General features: G+C 59.1%; 18 protein-coding genes. All 18 read left to right on the top strand.

The features are described from left to right. The first annotated feature begins 85 nt into the window (after positions 1 to 85). Positions 86 to 523, top strand: coding sequence for a GFA family protein (locus IMCC21224_RS15215; RefSeq protein ID WP_047996055.1), 438 nt, complete (start codon positions 86 to 88; stop codon positions 521 to 523). Positions 524 to 784: 261 nt separating this feature from the next. Then, positions 785 to 1,258 carry a 50S ribosomal protein L15 gene (rplO, locus tag IMCC21224_RS15210; RefSeq protein ID WP_047996054.1) on the top strand — a complete coding sequence of 158 codons (474 nt, stop codon included), beginning with the start codon at positions 785 to 787 and terminating at the stop codon, positions 1,256 to 1,258. Positions 1,259 to 1,368: 110 nt separating this feature from the next. Beyond that, entirely contained in the window at positions 1,369 to 2,733 is a 1,365-nt protein-coding gene (gene secY / locus IMCC21224_RS15205; RefSeq protein WP_047996053.1) for a preprotein translocase subunit SecY, read from the top strand. Further along, the gene (locus tag IMCC21224_RS15200; protein WP_047996052.1) at positions 2,730 to 3,374 is read left to right on the top strand and encodes an adenylate kinase; all 645 of its coding nucleotides are present in this window, start codon (positions 2,730 to 2,732) and stop codon (positions 3,372 to 3,374) included. The genes secY and IMCC21224_RS15200 overlap by 4 nt, the downstream gene beginning before the upstream one ends. A gap of 281 nt (positions 3,375 to 3,655) precedes the next feature. Then, positions 3,656 to 4,024, top strand: coding sequence for a 30S ribosomal protein S13 (gene rpsM, locus IMCC21224_RS15195; RefSeq protein WP_047996051.1), 369 nt, complete (start codon positions 3,656 to 3,658; stop codon positions 4,022 to 4,024). Between the two features lie 15 nt (positions 4,025 to 4,039). Further along, positions 4,040 to 4,429, top strand: a complete 390-nt coding sequence (rpsK, locus tag IMCC21224_RS15190) for a 30S ribosomal protein S11 (protein ID WP_047996050.1) — start codon at positions 4,040 to 4,042, stop codon at positions 4,427 to 4,429. A 115-nt stretch (positions 4,430 to 4,544) separates the two neighbouring features. Beyond that, entirely contained in the window at positions 4,545 to 5,561 is a 1,017-nt protein-coding gene (locus tag IMCC21224_RS15185; protein WP_047996049.1) for a DNA-directed RNA polymerase subunit alpha, read from the top strand. Positions 5,562 to 5,688: 127 nt separating this feature from the next. After that, positions 5,689 to 6,111, top strand: coding sequence for a 50S ribosomal protein L17 (rplQ, locus tag IMCC21224_RS15180; RefSeq protein WP_047996048.1), 423 nt, complete (start codon positions 5,689 to 5,691; stop codon positions 6,109 to 6,111). Between the two features lie 191 nt (positions 6,112 to 6,302). Beyond that, a complete protein-coding gene (locus IMCC21224_RS15175) occupies positions 6,303 to 7,679 on the top strand; it encodes a trypsin-like peptidase domain-containing protein (RefSeq protein ID WP_047996047.1) in 1,377 nt (458 codons plus the stop codon). A 3-nt stretch (positions 7,680 to 7,682) separates the two neighbouring features. Beyond that, complete coding sequence (locus IMCC21224_RS15170) at positions 7,683 to 8,987, top strand: replication-associated recombination protein A (RefSeq protein WP_047996046.1); 1,305 nt, start codon at positions 7,683 to 7,685, stop codon at positions 8,985 to 8,987. A gap of 65 nt (positions 8,988 to 9,052) precedes the next feature. Then, complete coding sequence (crcB, locus tag IMCC21224_RS15165; RefSeq protein WP_047997176.1) at positions 9,053 to 9,430, top strand: fluoride efflux transporter CrcB; 378 nt, start codon at positions 9,053 to 9,055, stop codon at positions 9,428 to 9,430. Beyond that, positions 9,427 to 10,473, top strand: coding sequence for an RluA family pseudouridine synthase (locus tag IMCC21224_RS15160; RefSeq protein ID WP_047996045.1), 1,047 nt, complete (start codon positions 9,427 to 9,429; stop codon positions 10,471 to 10,473). The genes crcB and IMCC21224_RS15160 overlap by 4 nt, the downstream gene beginning before the upstream one ends. Continuing rightward, on the top strand, positions 10,470 to 11,150 hold the full coding sequence (locus IMCC21224_RS15155) for an HAD-IA family hydrolase (protein ID WP_047996044.1): 681 nt from the start codon (positions 10,470 to 10,472) through the stop codon (positions 11,148 to 11,150). The genes IMCC21224_RS15160 and IMCC21224_RS15155 overlap by 4 nt, the downstream gene beginning before the upstream one ends. Next, positions 11,147 to 11,860 carry an ATP12 family chaperone protein gene (locus IMCC21224_RS15150; protein WP_047996043.1) on the top strand — a complete coding sequence of 238 codons (714 nt, stop codon included), beginning with the start codon at positions 11,147 to 11,149 and terminating at the stop codon, positions 11,858 to 11,860. The genes IMCC21224_RS15155 and IMCC21224_RS15150 overlap by 4 nt, the downstream gene beginning before the upstream one ends. A 199-nt stretch (positions 11,861 to 12,059) precedes the next feature. After that, the gene (locus tag IMCC21224_RS15145) at positions 12,060 to 13,076 is read left to right on the top strand and encodes an amino acid ABC transporter substrate-binding protein (RefSeq protein ID WP_047997175.1); all 1,017 of its coding nucleotides are present in this window, start codon (positions 12,060 to 12,062) and stop codon (positions 13,074 to 13,076) included. Between the two features lie 132 nt (positions 13,077 to 13,208). Further along, entirely contained in the window at positions 13,209 to 14,423 is a 1,215-nt protein-coding gene (locus IMCC21224_RS15140; RefSeq protein ID WP_047997174.1) for an amino acid ABC transporter permease, read from the top strand. Between the two features lies 1 nt (position 14,424). Next, positions 14,425 to 15,717, top strand: a complete 1,293-nt coding sequence (locus tag IMCC21224_RS15135) for an amino acid ABC transporter permease (RefSeq protein ID WP_047996042.1) — start codon at positions 14,425 to 14,427, stop codon at positions 15,715 to 15,717. An 11-nt stretch (positions 15,718 to 15,728) separates the two neighbouring features. Beyond that, positions 15,729 to 16,511 carry an amino acid ABC transporter ATP-binding protein gene (locus IMCC21224_RS15130; protein WP_047996041.1) on the top strand — a complete coding sequence of 261 codons (783 nt, stop codon included), beginning with the start codon at positions 15,729 to 15,731 and terminating at the stop codon, positions 16,509 to 16,511. Positions 16,512 to 16,542: the final 31 nt, after the last annotated feature.

Here is a 16,542-nt window from a genome sequence, read left to right as displayed (position 1 = left end):
GTGTGTATCGCTATTTGAACGGCTTTGTCGTCCCATGGGACCGCGCGCGATGTTCAAAGTGCGCTTCCATGGAGGAGGAAATCTTATGTCCAATTATCAGGGCGGATGTGACCACGTTCACATCAAGGCGAATGCCGAACCGATCGACAATCACGAATGCCACTGCAATGTCTGCAAGGGCGTGACTGGGCAGCAGCACACGCATGTGGCGTTTTTCAACTATGGCGATGTTACTGTAGATCATCCCGAAAAGGTGAATCGTCAGCCATTCAATTCGGCCAACCCGAACGGCCCACTTGAGCTGTGCACTTGCGCCGATTGTGGCGCCGCATTGATGCTGGACGACAAGGAAAAGCGGATCCGCGTCGCGGTGCCAAATGTAATGGGATACGACGATGCCGCCTTTCCGGCGGCCAGCTATCATGCATTCTATGACGAGACCAAGGATTATGCCAAACCGTCAGACGGTCGTCCGGTCTATGAGGGGCTTCGCCCGGACTTTGCCTGGCCCGCGTCGGCCTGAATTCTGCGCGGTTTGAGTGTCGCGTCCTCCGCGATACCGGGGGACGTGACTGTTTGGTATCGTAAGAAAAGCGAGGGGCTAGCCCCTCGCGCTCCCCGGCGTATTTGGAAAGAGAAGACGGCGGGTGTAGGAGAGCCTTGAACCGAAACAATTCCCCGTCTATACGCCCACGGTGGCCCAAAGGGCTGCGATTCATTTTGATATAACGCCGTGTTTGCCCACTCCGTCGCTGGAGGGCAGTTCCGGCAAAGGAGAAGCGACATGAAACTGCATGAATTGCATGACAACCCGGGCGCCACCAAGCGCAAGAAGCGTATCGGTCGCGGTCCGGGTTCCGGCATGGGTAAAACTGGCGGCCGGGGTATCAAAGGTCAGAAATCCCGTTCGGGTGTAGCGATCAAAGGCTACGAAGGCGGCCAGATGCCGCTCTATCAGCGTCTGCCCAAGCGCGGCTTTAACAAGCCGAACCGCAAGGATTACGCTGTTGTGAACCTGGGCCTGATCCAGAAATTTGTCGAAGCGGGCAAAATTGATGCCGGTTCCGCCATCACCGAAGATACGCTGATTGCATCGGGTCTGGTGCGTCGCAAGCTGGACGGGATTCGTGTTCTTGCCAAAGGCGAGATCACCAGCAAACTTGACCTTCAGGTCACGGGCGCATCGGCCTCTGCCAAGGCAGCGGTTGAAGCGGCAGGTGGAACGCTGACGATCACGTCGGCTCACGCGGCTGAATAACCGGTTGTGAGCGGGGGCAACGCCGCTTACATACCTCACAGGTTTTCCCCGACGCCGCCCGAGCAGGAAACCGCTCCGGGCGGCGTTTCGTCTGACAAGAGAGATCCTTTATGGCATCCGCAGTAGAACAAATGGCCGCGAACACGAGCTGGGCCGCTCTGGGCAAGGCGACGGATCTGCGCAATCGCATCTTCTTTACGCTTGGCCTGCTGATCGTTTACCGGCTTGGCACGTATATTCCGGTTCCGGGCATCGATGGCGCGGCGTTGCGCCAGTTCATGGAACAGGCACAGCAGGGTATCGGTGGCATCCTGACGATGTTTACCGGCGGTGCGCTGGGGCGGATGGGGATCTTTGCCCTTGGGATCATGCCTTATATCTCGGCGTCGATCATCATCCAACTGCTGACCTCGATGGTTCCGGCGCTGGAGCAGCTCAAGAAAGAGGGGGACGCGGGCCGCAAGAAGATCAACCAGTACACCCGCTACGGTACGGTGTTGTTAGCCACCTTTCAGGCCTACGGGCTGGCGGTAAGCCTTGAGGCGGGCGATCTTGTTACTGACCCGGGGATGTTTTTCCGTGCCTCCTGCGTCATTACGCTTGTCGGCGGCACCATGTTCCTGATGTGGTTGGGTGAGCAGATCACCGCGCGCGGCATTGGTAACGGTATCTCATTGATCATCTATGTTGGCATCGTGGCCGAGGTTCCCGCCGCTCTGGCACAGTTCTTTGCTTCGGGTCGTTCGGGTGCGATCAGCCCCGCTGTCATCATCGGTGTGATGATCATGGTTGTGGCGGTGATTATGTTCGTGGTGTTCATGGAGCGCGCCCTGCGCAAGATCACCATTCAGTACCCCCGCCGTCAGGTCGGCATGAAGATGACCGAAGCGCAGAATTCGCATCTGCCGGTCAAGGTCAACCCGGCGGGCGTTATCCCGGCGATCTTTGCCTCGTCGCTGCTGTTGTTGCCGACGACGATCGCAACCTTCTCGCAGCAGACCCAGACCGGTCCGATCATGTCGACGATTCTGGCCTACTTTGGTCCCGGTCAGCCGCTGTACCTGCTGTTCTTTGCTGCGATGATTTGCTTCTTTGCCTTCTTTTACACTTTCAACGTGTCGTTCAAACCCGATGAAGTGGCCGAGAACCTGAAGAACCAGAACGGGTTTGTTCCCGGTATCCGTCCGGGTAAGAAAACCGCCGAGTATTTGGAATACGTTGTGACCCGCGTGCTGGTTATGGGCGCGGCCTATCTGACGGCCGTCTGCCTGCTGCCTGAGATCCTGCGCGGTCAGTTCGCCATTCCGTTTTACTTTGGCGGCACATCCGTCTTGATCGTGGTCTCTGTGGCCATGGACACGATCCAGCAGGTGCAGAGCCATCTTCTGGCCCATCAATACGAAGGTCTTATTCAAAAGTCGCAGCTGCGCGGCAAAGGTAAGCCTCGCAAGACCAAGGGACCCTCGCGCAGATGAACATCATACTTCTAGGACCGCCGGGCGCCGGCAAAGGCACCCAAGCACGCTTTCTGGTGGAAGAGCGAGGCATGATTCAGTTGTCGACTGGCGACATGCTGCGCGAAGCTCGTGATAGCGGTACTGAGATGGGCAAGATCGTGGCCGATGTCATGGCCCGCGGCGATCTGGTGACGGACGAGATCGTTATTGGTCTGATTCGGGAAAAACTGCAGGGCGACAAGCAGGGCGGTTTTATCTTTGACGGCTTTCCGCGCACTCTGGCTCAGGCCGATGCTTTGGGAGCGCTGCTCGCCGAGAATAATGAGACCCTTGATGCGGTGATCGAGATGGAAGTGGATGATTCCGCGCTTGTGGCGCGCATCACCGCCCGCTCGACCTGTGGTGATTGTGGCGAGGTATATAACGACAATACCAAGCCGATTCCGGCGGACGGTAAATGCACCAATTGCGGCGGTACTGAATTCAAGCGCCGGGCCGACGACAATGAGGAGAGCCTCAAGCAGCGTTTGATGGAGTATTACAAAAAGACTTCGCCGCTGATCGGGTACTATTATGCCAAGGGTGCACTGTCCCGTCTTAATGGTCTGGGCGAGATGCTCGAGGTCAAGGTGGCGGTCGACGCAATCCTCGACGTCTGAATACAGTATCGGCACTATTTTGCCGTAGGGGAGGGGGCATTAGCCCCCTTTTTTAGGTGACGCAGCGGCTCTGTGGTTGAAAGTCAATCTGACACTTGACGCCCCTGACGAATCCTCTTACCCACCCCCATCTCTATGAGAGAATCGTGAATGACGACCACCAGAGCGTGGTTCAGCACGAACACCTGATCAGCCGCAAGCCCGCAGGTCATCGCCTCGGGCTTGATGTTGTGAAAAAAGGGTCTGGAACTACGGACCCGCAACGTAAAGGAACGTGAAACTTGGCACGTATTGCCGGCGTTAACATCCCGACCCACAAGCGGGTCCCGATCGCCCTAACCTACATCACCGGAATTGGTCACACATCGGCCAAAGCTATCTGCGAAGCCGTGAGCATCGACGCCAGCCGTCGCGTGAACGAATTGTCGGATGCCGAAGTTCTGTCCATCCGTGAGCATATCGACGCGACCTATACCGTCGAAGGTGACCTGCGTCGCGAGACCCAGATGAACATTAAGCGTCTGATGGACCTTGGCTGCTATCGTGGCCTGCGTCATCGTCGCAACCTGCCGGTACGCGGTCAGCGGACTCATACCAATGCACGCACCCGCAAAGGCCCCGCAAAGGCCATTGCCGGCAAGAAGAAATAAGGGAGGGCTGAACGAATGGCACGTGATACAAAGCGCACCAAGAAGAAAGTCTCCAAGAACATCGCCGCTGGTGTGGCGCATGTGAATTCTTCTTTCAACAACACCAAGATCCTGATTTCTGACGTGCAGGGCAATGCCATTGCATGGTCGTCGGCTGGTACCATGGGTTTCAAGGGGTCGCGTAAATCGACTCCCTATGCTGCTCAGCTTGCCGCAGAAGATGCCGGCAAAAAGGCACAGGAACACGGCGTCAAGACCATCGAAGTCGAAGTGCAGGGCCCCGGTTCAGGTCGTGAATCCGCATTGCGCGCCCTGGCGGCAGTTGGTTTCAACATCACCTCGATCCGCGATGTGACGCCGATGGCGCATAACGGCTGCCGCCCGCCAAAGCGTCGCCGGGTCTGATCCCACATTTTTCTACCTGGGGCCGCGCGGTTTGCGCACGGCCCCAATTCGTCATTTTAACCTCGGGCGTCTCGCGCCTTTAGGACATGAGGCCGAGACAGGAATGGAGGGACGTATGATCCACAAAAACTGGGCTGAGCTGATCAAACCGACGCAGCTGGACGTCAGGCCGGGCAATGATCCCACCCGCGTCGCTACCGTGATTGCCGAACCGCTCGAGCGTGGCTTTGGTCTGACGCTGGGTAATGCCCTGCGCCGGGTTCTGATGTCGTCGCTCCAAGGCGCGGCCATCACTTCGGTACAGATTGACAACGTGCTGCACGAATTTTCCAGCGTCGCTGGTGTTCGTGAAGATGTTACAGACATTGTACTGAATCTCAAAGGGGTTTCCATGCGCATGGAAGTCGAAGGGCCCAAACGCCTTTCGGTCAATGCCAAGGGACCTGGTGTTGTGACTGCCGCCGATATCACCGAAAGCAACGGTATCGAGGTCCTGAACAAGGACCACGTGATCTGCCACCTCGACGATGGGGCGGATCTGTTCATGGAGCTGACAGTCAACACCGGCAAGGGCTATGTTTCGGCTGACAAGAACAAGCCCGAAGATGCCCCCATTGGGATGATCCCGATTGATGCGATCTATTCGCCGGTCAAGAAGGTCGCTTATGATGTGCAGCCCACCCGCGAGGGCCAGGTGCTGGACTACGACAAGCTGACCATGAAGATCGAAACCGATGGATCGCTGACACCCGAGGATGCCGTGGCCTATGCCGCGCGTATTCTTCAGGATCAGCTGTCGATCTTTGTCAACTTTGACGAGCCCGAGTCGGCCAACCGTCAGGACGACGACGACGGTCTGGAATTCAACCCGCTGCTGCTCAAGAAAGTCGACGAGCTGGAGCTGTCGGTGCGTTCCGCGAACTGCCTCAAGAACGACAACATCGTCTATATCGGCGATCTGATCCAGAAAACCGAAGCCGAGATGCTGCGTACGCCGAACTTTGGCCGCAAGTCGCTCAACGAGATCAAGGAAGTGTTGTCCGGCATGGGTCTGCACCTTGGCATGGATGTTGAGGATTGGCCGCCAGACAACATCGAAGACCTCGCAAAAAAGATGGAAGACACGTTCTGATATCACACCGGGGTGCCTGTTGGCGCCCCGATACGACCCGGGCATTCCGCCCCAATGACGGGTGAGACACGCATCTCGCCCCGGACAAAGCATAGGGCTTCTCAAAGCCTAAATAGGAGTACAGAAAATGCGTCACGCCAGAGGTTACCGCCGCCTGAACCGAACCCACGAGCACCGCAAAGCGCTGTGGGCGAACATGTCCGGCTCTCTGATCGAACACGAACAGATCAAGACCACGCTGCCAAAAGCCAAAGAGCTGAAGCGCGTGATCGAAAAGCTGATCACCTTGGGCAAGCGCGGCGATCTTCACGCGCGCCGTCAGGCTGCATCGCAGCTAAAGCAGGATGCGTATGTTGAGAAACTGTTCGCTGTTCTAGGCCCGCGCTATGCTGAACGTCAGGGCGGGTATGTCCGCGTGCTGAAGGCCGGTTTCCGCTATGGTGACATGGCGCCGATGGCGATCATCGAGTTTGTCGACCGCGACGTGTCGGCCAAGGGTGCCGGCGACAAGGCGCGTGTTGCTGCCGAAGAAGCCGCTGCTGACGCTTAAGATCCATTTGGATCAATTGTTTAGGGCCCCTACCGGAGACGGCGGGGGCCTTTTTCGTTGTGGGGCGAAGGTCTTGTGCGTTGCGAAGTGCGTATTTTTAAAGAGAAGAAGCGTGGGGTTTGTGTTTTCACCAACCCTTGCATTGGGGGGCAGGCCGGGACATATCTAGCCTGTCGAATGAAAGGGCGGTGATGCGCATCCTGTTGATTTTTCTGATGGTTTTCTGCACGAGTTTGAGCGCGGAAGAACCGCGTGTGCCGACGTCCACGACCGAAATTGCGCTATCCTTTGCGCCGCTGGTCCGGCAGGCCGCACCCGCTGTGGTCAATATCTACGCTAGCCGCGTGGTCCAGGCGAGCAGTCCGTTTCAGGGTGATCCGATCTTTGGCGATTTTTTTAGAGAGTTTGGCCAGGCACGCCCGCGTGTCCAAAATTCTCTGGGGTCCGGCGTAATTCTATCGGCTGATGGGATCGTGGTGTCGAATTATCACGTGGTTGGGCAGGCAACAGACATTCGCGTGGTTCTGAATGACCGGCGTGAGTTTTCTGCCAGCGTGCTGTTGGGCGACGAGGAAAGCGATCTGGCCATTTTGCGAATTGATGGGGGCGAGGGTATGCCGCATCTCGACCTGCGCGACAGTGACACGGTCGAGGTTGGTGAATTGGCTTTGGCGATTGGCAATCCGTTTGGTGTCGGGCAGACGGTGAGTAGTGGCATCGTCTCGGGGCTGGCGCGGTCGGGCACTGCGACGGGCAATGCGCGCGGATATTTCATCCAGACCGATGCACCGATCAATCCGGGAAATTCCGGCGGCGCGCTGATTGACATGGCGGGGCGGTTGATTGGGGTCAACACCTCAATCCTCACTCGCTCGGGTGGGTCGAACGGTATCGGTTTTGCCATTCCGTCGGCGCTGGTCGCGCAGTTTGTCGATCAGGCAAGGGCGGGCAAGACCGGGTTCGGGCGGCCATGGGCAGGAATTGGTGGCCAGCCAGTCGATGCGCAGCTTTCGGAATCGCTTGGGTTGATTGTGCCGGGGGGGATCGTGATTTCGGACCTGCACGAGCAGAGCCCCTTTCGGGCGGCGGGGTTTGACGTCGGAGACGTCGTGCTTGCGGTGGATAGCCAGCCGGTGAACACGCCGCCAGAGATGATCTATCGCATGTCGGTGCGGGGAATTGGTGCCACGGCTCAGGTGACGCGCGCGCGCGACGGCGTGAGCGAAACGCTGCCGGTGCAGATGATCGCGCCACCTGAGGTCCCGGCCCGCGATCTGCATATCCTAGCCAAAGGCGAGGTCCTGCCGGGTTTGCAGGTGGTCAATATCAACCCCGCGGTGATTGCGGAATTCGGCCTGCCGCTGACTGCGGATGGAGTGGTGGTGCAGGATCCGGGCCCTTATGCCGCGCGGGCCGGTCTGCGGGCGGGGGACATTCTGCGCGCCGTCAACGGTGATGACGTCGAGAGCGCGGACCAGATCGCCCCGGCGCTGGAACGCGCCGCTCCCCGGATCGCGATTGAGGCGCAGCGCGGCGCGCAGCGGGTGTTGCTGCGGTTCCGGGTCTGAACCTTGGCAGATCTGTTTGATTCAGGTGACACGCCAGACATCGGCCCGCGCCCGCTGGCTGACCGGTTGCGCCCACGCACCTTGTCTGAGGTGATCGGGCAAGAGGCGCTGCTGGGGTCCGAGGGGCCGTTGGGCGTGATGCTGGCGTCTAAGTCTTTGGGATCAATTATTTTTTGGGGGCCGCCGGGCGTGGGTAAGACAACCATCGCCCGGTTGCTTGCCGCTGAAACGGATCTGCATTTTGTCCAGATCAGCGCGATTTTCACCGGCGTGCCGGATCTGCGCAAGGTGTTCGAGGCGGCCAAGCATCGCCGCGCCAACGGGCAGGGGACTTTGCTATTCGTTGACGAAATCCACCGCTTTAACAAGGCGCAGCAGGACGGGTTTCTGCCGCATATGGAGGATGGGACAATCCTGCTGGTCGGTGCCACGACTGAAAACCCGTCATTCGAGTTGAACGCTGCTGTTCTGAGCCGGTCGCAGGTGTTGGTGCTTGAGCGGCTGACACTCGCGTCGTTGGAAAGATTGGCGCAGCGGGCCGAGCAGGATCTGGGGCGTGCGCTGCCGCTGGATGGTCCCGCGCGCGAGGCCTTGCTGGAAATGGCGGATGGTGACGGACGCGCCCTGTTGAACCTGATTGAACAGGTGGCGGCGTGGAAAGTTGAGGGCAAGCTGAACACCGACGCCCTGACCACTCGGCTGATGAAGCGGGCGGCGCAATACGACAAGTCCGGCGACGGGCATTACAACCTGATTTCGGCGTTGCACAAATCGGTGCGTGGGTCGGATCCGGATGCCGCGCTGTATTGGTTTGCACGGATGCTGGATGCGGGCGAGGATCCGCGGTTTCTAGCAAGGCGGATCACTCGCATGGCGGTCGAAGATATAGGCCTGGCCGATCCGCAGGCACAGGCAATCTGTCTTCAGGGTTGGGACACCTACCAACGGCTGGGCAGTCCCGAGGGCGAATTGGCGCTTGCGCAGGCGGTGGTTTACCTCGCGCTCGCTCCGAAATCGAACGCGGTCTATGTGGCCTACAAGGCGGCGCGCAAGGCGGCCAAACAGACCGGATCGGTGCCGCCCCCTAAACATATCCTGAACGCGCCAACCGATCTGATGAAGAGCCTCGGCTATAACGAGGGCTATGCCTATGATCACGATGCTGAAGATGGGTTTTCGGGTCAGGATTACTTTCCCGAAACCATGGGCCGGACCGAATTTTATGCCCCAGTCGAACGCGGCTTTGAGCGGGATCTGAAGAAACGCGTCGACTATTTCAATAAGCTGCGGGCCAATCGTCAGGGTTGAGATTGCAAACAGGACGTCCCGTCGCGTCGCTTGACATCCGCACGGTCAGGCGCGATGCACCGCAGATGATATTCACCCTGCTTCAGGTCGCTATGGGCGGCGCAATTGGGGCCGTGTCACGATATTTGACAGGGCTTGCGGCGATCCGCGTGATGGGGCCGGGGTTCCCTTGGGGAACGCTGACGGTCAACATCGTGGGATCGTTCCTGATGGGGGGGCTGGTAGTGACACTGGCGCATCTGGGGGGCAACCGTTTCGCGCCTCTGCTGATGACGGGTTTTTTGGGCGGGTTCACCACATTCTCAGCGTTTTCGCTGGATGCGGTCAGCCTCTATGAACGGGGCGCTGTGACGCTGGCAATGGCCTATGTGGCGCTGTCGGTTGTGGTGTCACTGTTGGCATTGATGGCGGGTCTGTTGGCCGCGCGGGGGATCTGGGCATGAGCCGGGTACAAACGATTACGGTAGGACCGGATGACGCGGATCAGCGGCTTGACCGCTGGCTGCGCAGGCTGTTTCCGCATATCGCGCAGACGCGCATCGAAAAGATGTGCCGCAAGGGCGATCTGCGTGTTGATGGCGGCCGGGTCAAGGCCAGCACGCGGCTTGCTACGGGACAGAGCGTGCGAATCCCACCGCTGCCGGACCCCGGACAGATTGTGTCAGGCCCCAAGACCGAGATCACTTCAGCTGATGCGCGGATGATGCAGGACGCGGTGCTGTACCGTGACGATCACGTCATCGCGCTGAACAAGCCGCCGGGCCTGCCGACACAGGGCGGCAGTAAGCAGGTGCGCCATGTGGACGGCCTGTCCGAGGCTCTGCGAGGAGAATATGACGAAAAGCCGCGTCTGGTGCATCGCCTCGACAAGGACACGTCTGGTGTGCTGCTGCTGGCGCGCAGCCGTGCGGTGGCCGCGACGCTTACAGCCGCGATGCGGCACAAGCAGACGCGCAAGATATATTGGGCGCTCGTCGCCGGGGTGCCGACGCCTTATCTGGGTGAGATAAAGTATGGTCTGGTCAAGGCCGCAGGCCATGGCAGCGCGGGCGAGGGCGAAAAGATGATTGCCGTGCATCCGCGCGATATGAACAGCACGCCCGGGGCAAAGCGGGCGCATACGCTGTATGCGACGCTCTACCGGGTGGCCAGTCGTGCGTCCTGGGTGGCGATGGAGCCGCTGACCGGGCGGACCCACCAGTTGCGCGCGCATATGGCCGAGATCGGGCATCCGATCATCGGCGACGGCAAATATGGCGGTTCGGGGCAGGAGAATATGGGCGACGGCTGGGGCGCGCAGCTGGGCGGCATCATCTCGAAAAAGCTGCACCTGCACGCGCGGACCATGCGGTTTGAACATCCCGTTACGCGCAAGATGATTACCGTCACCGCGCCGCTGCCCGATCACATGGCCCAAAGCTGGGATACCTTGGGCTGGACTGAGGATCTGGCGGCTGACGATCCGTTCGAGTCGATTCTGGGATGAGCGACTTGCGACTCGTGGTTTTTGACGTTGACGGCACTTTGGTCGACAGTCAGGCCGATATCCTCGCGGCGATGCAGGCGGCGTTTGATGGCGGGGGTCTGGAAATGCCATCGCGCGACGCAGTTCTGGGCATTGTCGGTTTGTCCCTGCCCGAGGCGATGTCGCAACTGGTGCCAGGGATCAAAACCGCTGAGCGGCGCATATTGGTTGACGGCTACAAGGCGGCTTACATGACGCTGCGGGCCGACAACGGGGTTGCGGTGTCGTCGCCGCTTTATCCCCATGTGCGCAACGTGCTTGATGGTCTGCATGCGGTGCCAGAAGTGCTGCTGGGCGTCGCCACCGGAAAATCGCGCCGGGGGCTGGACAAACTTCTGGACGGGCATGACCTGCGCAGCCTTTTTGTAACGCAGCAGGTTGCGGACAATCATCCGTCGAAACCGCATCCGGGCATGCTGCGTTCGGCCCTGTCCGAGACCGGGATTGAACCGCACCGCGCGGTGATGATCGGCGACACCAGTTATGACATGGAAATGGCGCGCGCAGCCGGCATGTTGGCGATCGGTGTGACCTGGGGCTATCATGACCGTGCGCGGCTGCGCGAGGCGCATGTGCTGCTGGATGACATTCGTATGCTACCGGGCCTGCTTCAACAGATATGGGAACAGACGGCATGACCGACTGGGCGCCGAAACGATTCTGGACATCCGCAGATGTTGTCGAGGAAGAGGGTGGCTTTGGCGTCGCACTTGACGGGCGCCGTGTACGCACGCCGGCCAAGGCCGGTCTGATTGTACCGACCCGCGCTCTTGCGCAGGCCGTCGCGGCGGAATGGGATGCGCAGGCTGAAAAAGTTGACCCGATGAGCATGCCTATGACTCAGGCAGCGAACTCTGCCATCGACAAGCTGGGCCTGCAACGCATCGAGGTGGCCGATATGCTGGCCGATTACGGTGACGCCGATCTGTTGTGTTACCGGGCTGACAGCCCGGATGCGCTGGTGGACCGGCAGGCCATGATCTGGACCCCCTATCTGGACTGGGCGGCCGAGGTTCTGGGCGCGCGGTTGCATGAACGCACCGGCCTGATGCATGTGCCGCAGGATGCGGGAGCGCTGACGCAATTGCGCCGTCAGGTGCATCAGTTGTCAGATTTCGAACTGGCGGCGTTTCACGATCTGGTGGCGCTTTCGGGGTCTTTGATCCTGGCGTTTGCCGCCATCCACGACATGCAGCCGCCCGAAGACCTCTGGCAGGTGTCTCGTCTGGACGAAACCTGGCAAGAAGAGCAATGGGGCGCTGACGACGAAGCGCAACAGACCGCTGAACGTAAAAGAACAGCGTTTTTACGCGCATATCGGTTTTACCGATTGACGCGATCAGCCTGAGCGACGCGGCAGGTCGCGACATCGCCGGGCAATTGCGCAATGATTGAGCATCTTACCCTCGGTTTGGGTTGACCTTGCCAGATGAATCAACCCAAACTCTTGCACACTGAGAGGGCGCAGTCCCTACTTTGTTATGAACGGCCCGCACGGGTCGAATGAGCCGTCCCGCGTTGCGGCGGCCAAACAGGAAGAGGTAAAAATGAAAAAATCCGTAATTCTTGGCGCACTGACGGTTGCAGGCCTTTCGGCCGGTGTGGCCGGAGCTGCGACACTGGACGACGTCAAGGCACGCGGCACGCTGAACTGTGGCGTGACGACCGGTCTGGTAGGCTTTGCCGCGCCGGATGCAAACGGCGAATGGGCCGGCTTTGACGTCGACGTCTGCCGTGCTGTCGCTGCGGCTGTTCTGGGCGATCCGACTGCCGTGCAGTTCGTCCCAACCACCGGCAAGACCCGCTTTACTGCGCTTGCCTCGGGTGAAATTGATCTGCTCGCGCGCAACACCACCTGGACCTTTAGCCGCGATGTCGACCTCAAGTTCGAATTCGTTGGAATCAACTACTATGATGGTCAGGGCTTTATCGTTCCCAAGGCACTGGGCGTCAGCTCGGCCAAGGAGCTGGATGGCGCGACTGTCTGCATCCAGACCGGTACCACGACCGAGCTCAACCTCGCGGACTACTTCCGCAAGAACAACATGAGCTATCAGCCCGTCCCGATCGAGACGAATGCCGAAGGTCAGCAGCAGTACCTTGCAGGTGCTTGTGATACCTATACCACAGACGCCTCTGGTCTTGCCGCGACCCGCGCCGCGTTTGAGAACCCGCAGGATCACATCGTCCTGCCCGAGATCATCTCGAAAGAGCCGCTTGGCCCGCTGGTCCGTCATGGCGACAATGACTGGGCCGACATCGCGCGCTGGACACTGAACGCGCTGATCGCCGCCGAAGAATACGGCGTCACCTCGGCCAATCTCGAAGAGATGTCCGCAGGCACCGACAACCCCGAAATCAACCGTCTGCTCGGTACTGAGGGCAATCTGGGCGAGATGCTGGGGCTGAGTGCCGACTGGGCCAAGATGGCCATCGCAGCAGGTGGAAATTATGGCGAAGTGTTCGAAAAGAACATCGGCGAGAATACTCCGATCGGCCTGTCGCGCGGCCTGAACGCGCAGTGGACCGATGGCGGTCTGCTTTACTCCCCGCCGTTCCGTTAAACGGAACAGGAAAGGGCGCGGGACATTCCTGCGCCCTTTCTGCATTGCGACACCAGACACAATAAACGCCCAGGGCCATCAGGTGGGATCAACCCGTCGAACAAGAGACCCGGGACACCAGGGATGTCTTTCATGACCACATTCAGCGACCCTCCGCAGGCGTCGTTTCGGCTGTCGATGCTGATCAACGACACGCGCTACCGCTCTTACACGTTTCAGGCGATCGCCCTTATCATTGTGATTGCCGTTTTTGCCTATCTCGGGGCTAATCTGGTCGCCAACCTGCGCGCTGCCGGTCTGACGATCGGATATGGATTTCTGTCTGAACCGTCGAATTACGATATTAATCAAACACTTATCGACTATACCAGTCAGTCATCGCATCTGCGGGCCTCTGTGGTTGGTATCTTGAACACGTTGCTTGTCTCGTTCCTGGCGTGCATCACTGCGACGGTGATCGGCGTGATCGCGGGGGTGCTGCGCCTGTCGCCAAACTGGCTGGTCCGCAAGTTGATGGCGATCTATGTCGAAATGTTCCGTAACGTGCCAGTGCTGATCTGGATCATCATCATCTTTACTGTGATGACAGCCGTTCTGCCCGCTCCAAATGCGTTTCGCGGCGAGAATGCGACGTCGTCGATGCTGTTCGGCGCGTTCGCCTTTACCAACCGTGGGCTATATCTGCCAGCGCCGGTCTGGGGACCGGGGTCGCTGCTTCTGGCCTCCATCTTTGTCGCGTCGGTTATCGGGGTTGTTGTTTATCGCCGCTACGCCACCAAGCTGCTGTTCGACACGGGCAGGCTGTTGCCGATGGGCTGGCCGTCGGTGGCGATCTTCTTTCTTCCGACGCTGGTGTTCTACTTCCTGCTCGGGCGGCCGGTCACTCTGGATTACCCCGAGCTCAGAGGGTTTAACTTTCAGGGGGGGATCCAGATCCTCGGTTCACTGATCGCCCTGTGGTTCGCACTGGCAATTTACACCGGCGCTTTCATCGCCGAAAACGTCCGGGCCGGCATTCAGGCGGTAAGCCGGGGACAAACCGAAGCGGCGGCGTCGCTGGGAATTCGTCCGAACCGGATCATGAAGCTGGTGGTGCTACCGCAGGCGCTGCGGGTGATCATCCCGCCGCTGATTTCGAATTACCTCAACATCACCAAGAACTCGTCGCTGGCCATTGCGGTTGGCTACATGGACATCACCGGTACGCTGGGGGGGATCACGCTGAACCAGACGGGGCGGGCGATCGAATGTGTCCTTGCCCTGATGCTGTTTTATCTCTGCATCAGCCTTGCGATCTCAGCGATCATGAATGTCTACAACAATTCTGTCCGGCTGAAGGAGCGCTGATATGTCTGATACGCACCAGCATTCCATCCCGTTTGTCCGCGACACGATGTTGCCTGAGATTGAGCCACCCGGGGCAGAACGCGGTATCGTCAAATGGATGCGGACGAACCTGTTTTCATCCATCGCCAATGGCATTCTGACCCTGGCAGCAATTGTCGCGGTCTACTCCATCCTGTCAGGGGTGGTGCCGTGGATTCTGAATGGCGTCTGGGACGCCCCCAGCATCCGCGAATGTCGCGAAATCCTGCAAGGCAACGTCGGCGGCTGCTTTGCGGTGCTGACCGAGCGCTGGACCCAACTGCTGTTCGGGTTCCAATACCCGAACGAGATTTACTGGCGCCCAGCACTCGCCTTTTTGCTGCTGTTCGTCGCCATTGCGCCGATACTGTTCAGCAAGGTGTTCCCGAAACAGATGCTGATCTTTACCGGGCTCTATCCCTTTGTCGCGTTTTTCCTGATCTGGGGCGGGTCGATCCTCACGCCGATCTTTGCGTTTCTGGGGTTTGTCGCGGGCTATCTGATCTACAGCCGTTTGGTACAACAAAGCTTTGCCGCCGGTTTTTTTGGCGGGGTCATCGCGGCGATGTTGTTCTGGTGGGTGACGTCTTTCCTGCCGGTCGAGGGGCTCATCGCCATCGAGGCGGTGCCATCGCGACTGATGGGGGGCTTCATGCTGAACCTCATCCTCGGTACGGTTTGCGTGTCGCTGTCGATTCCGTTCGGCATCGCGCTGGCGTTGGGGCGGCAGTCGGACATGCTGATCATCAAGTGGATCTGCGTGGTGTTCATCGAATTCATCCGTGGCGTGCCACTGATCACGCTGCTGTTCGTGGCCAGCGTGGTTCTGGCTTACTTCCTGCCGCCGGGAACCAACTTTGACCTGATCCTGCGGGTGATCATCATGATCACCATGTTCGCCTCGGCCTATATCGCGGAGGTGATCCGGGGCGGGCTGGCGGCACTGCCGCGCGGCCAGTACGAGGCGGGCGATTCTCTTGGGCTGGATTATCCACAGGCGATGCGGCTGATCATTCTGCCGCAGGCGCTCAAGATATCTATCCCTGGGATCGTCAACGTTGCGGTGGGACTGTTCAAGGACACCACGCTGGTTTCGGTCATCTCGATGTTTGATCTGGTTGGCATGATTCGCGGGCCGGTCCTGGCCTCGACCGAATGGAACGGCGTCTATTGGGAGCTGTTGGGCTTTGCGGCGTTGCTGTTCTTTGTCGTCTGCTACGGGATCTCGCAATATTCACAATGGTTGGAGCGTCAGCTTCAGACCGATCATCGTTAAGGGGCTGACACATGGCTGATTTGGCAAAACAAGAAGCTGCAAAACTGGAAGTGTCCGACGAGGTCGCCGTCGCGATCGAGAACATGAACAAATGGTACGGCACTTTTCATGTGCTGCGCGACATCGACCTCACGGTCTATCGTGGTGAACGGATCGTCATTGCCGGCCCGTCGGGGTCAGGTAAATCCACGCTGATCCGCTGTATTAACGCACTGGAAGAACATCAGAAGGGACGCATCACCGTTGATGGCACGGTGCTGTCTTCGGATCTCAAGAATATCGACCGGATCCGGTCCGAGGTCGGGATGGTGTTTCAGCATTTCAACCTGTTCCCGCATCTGACCATCCTTGAGAATTGCACGCTGGCGCCGATCTGGGTCCGCAAGACACCCAAGAAGGAAGCCGAAGAACTCGCGATGCACTTCCTGACCAAAGTCAAGATCCCCGATCAGGCGAACAAGTACCCCGGGCAGCTTTCGGGTGGTCAGCAGCAGCGTGTGGCTATTGCCCGTTCGCTGTGTATGCAGCCACGCATCATGCTGTTTGACGAGCCGACCTCGGCGCTTGATCCCGAGATGATCAAGGAGGTCCTGGATACGATGGTGCAGCTGGCCGAAGAGGGCATGACCATGCTGTGCGTCACCCACGAGATGGGCTTTGCCCGGCAGGTGGCGAATCGGGTGATCTTTATGGACGCGGGCCAGATTGTTGAGCAGAACGAGCCTGAAGAGTTCTTTAACAACCCGCAGCACGAACGGACCAAGCTGTTCCTGAGCCAGATTCTGGGGCACTGAGAGCGGCAATACCGCCCGCGTGGGCGATCTG

It is taken from the genome of Puniceibacterium sp. IMCC21224 (assembly GCF_001038505.1).
In the GTDB taxonomy this organism is placed as follows: domain Bacteria; phylum Pseudomonadota; class Alphaproteobacteria; order Rhodobacterales; family Rhodobacteraceae; genus Puniceibacterium.
Note: the sequence above shows the minus strand (reverse complement) of the source record. Positions and strands in the feature narration are given on the sequence as shown.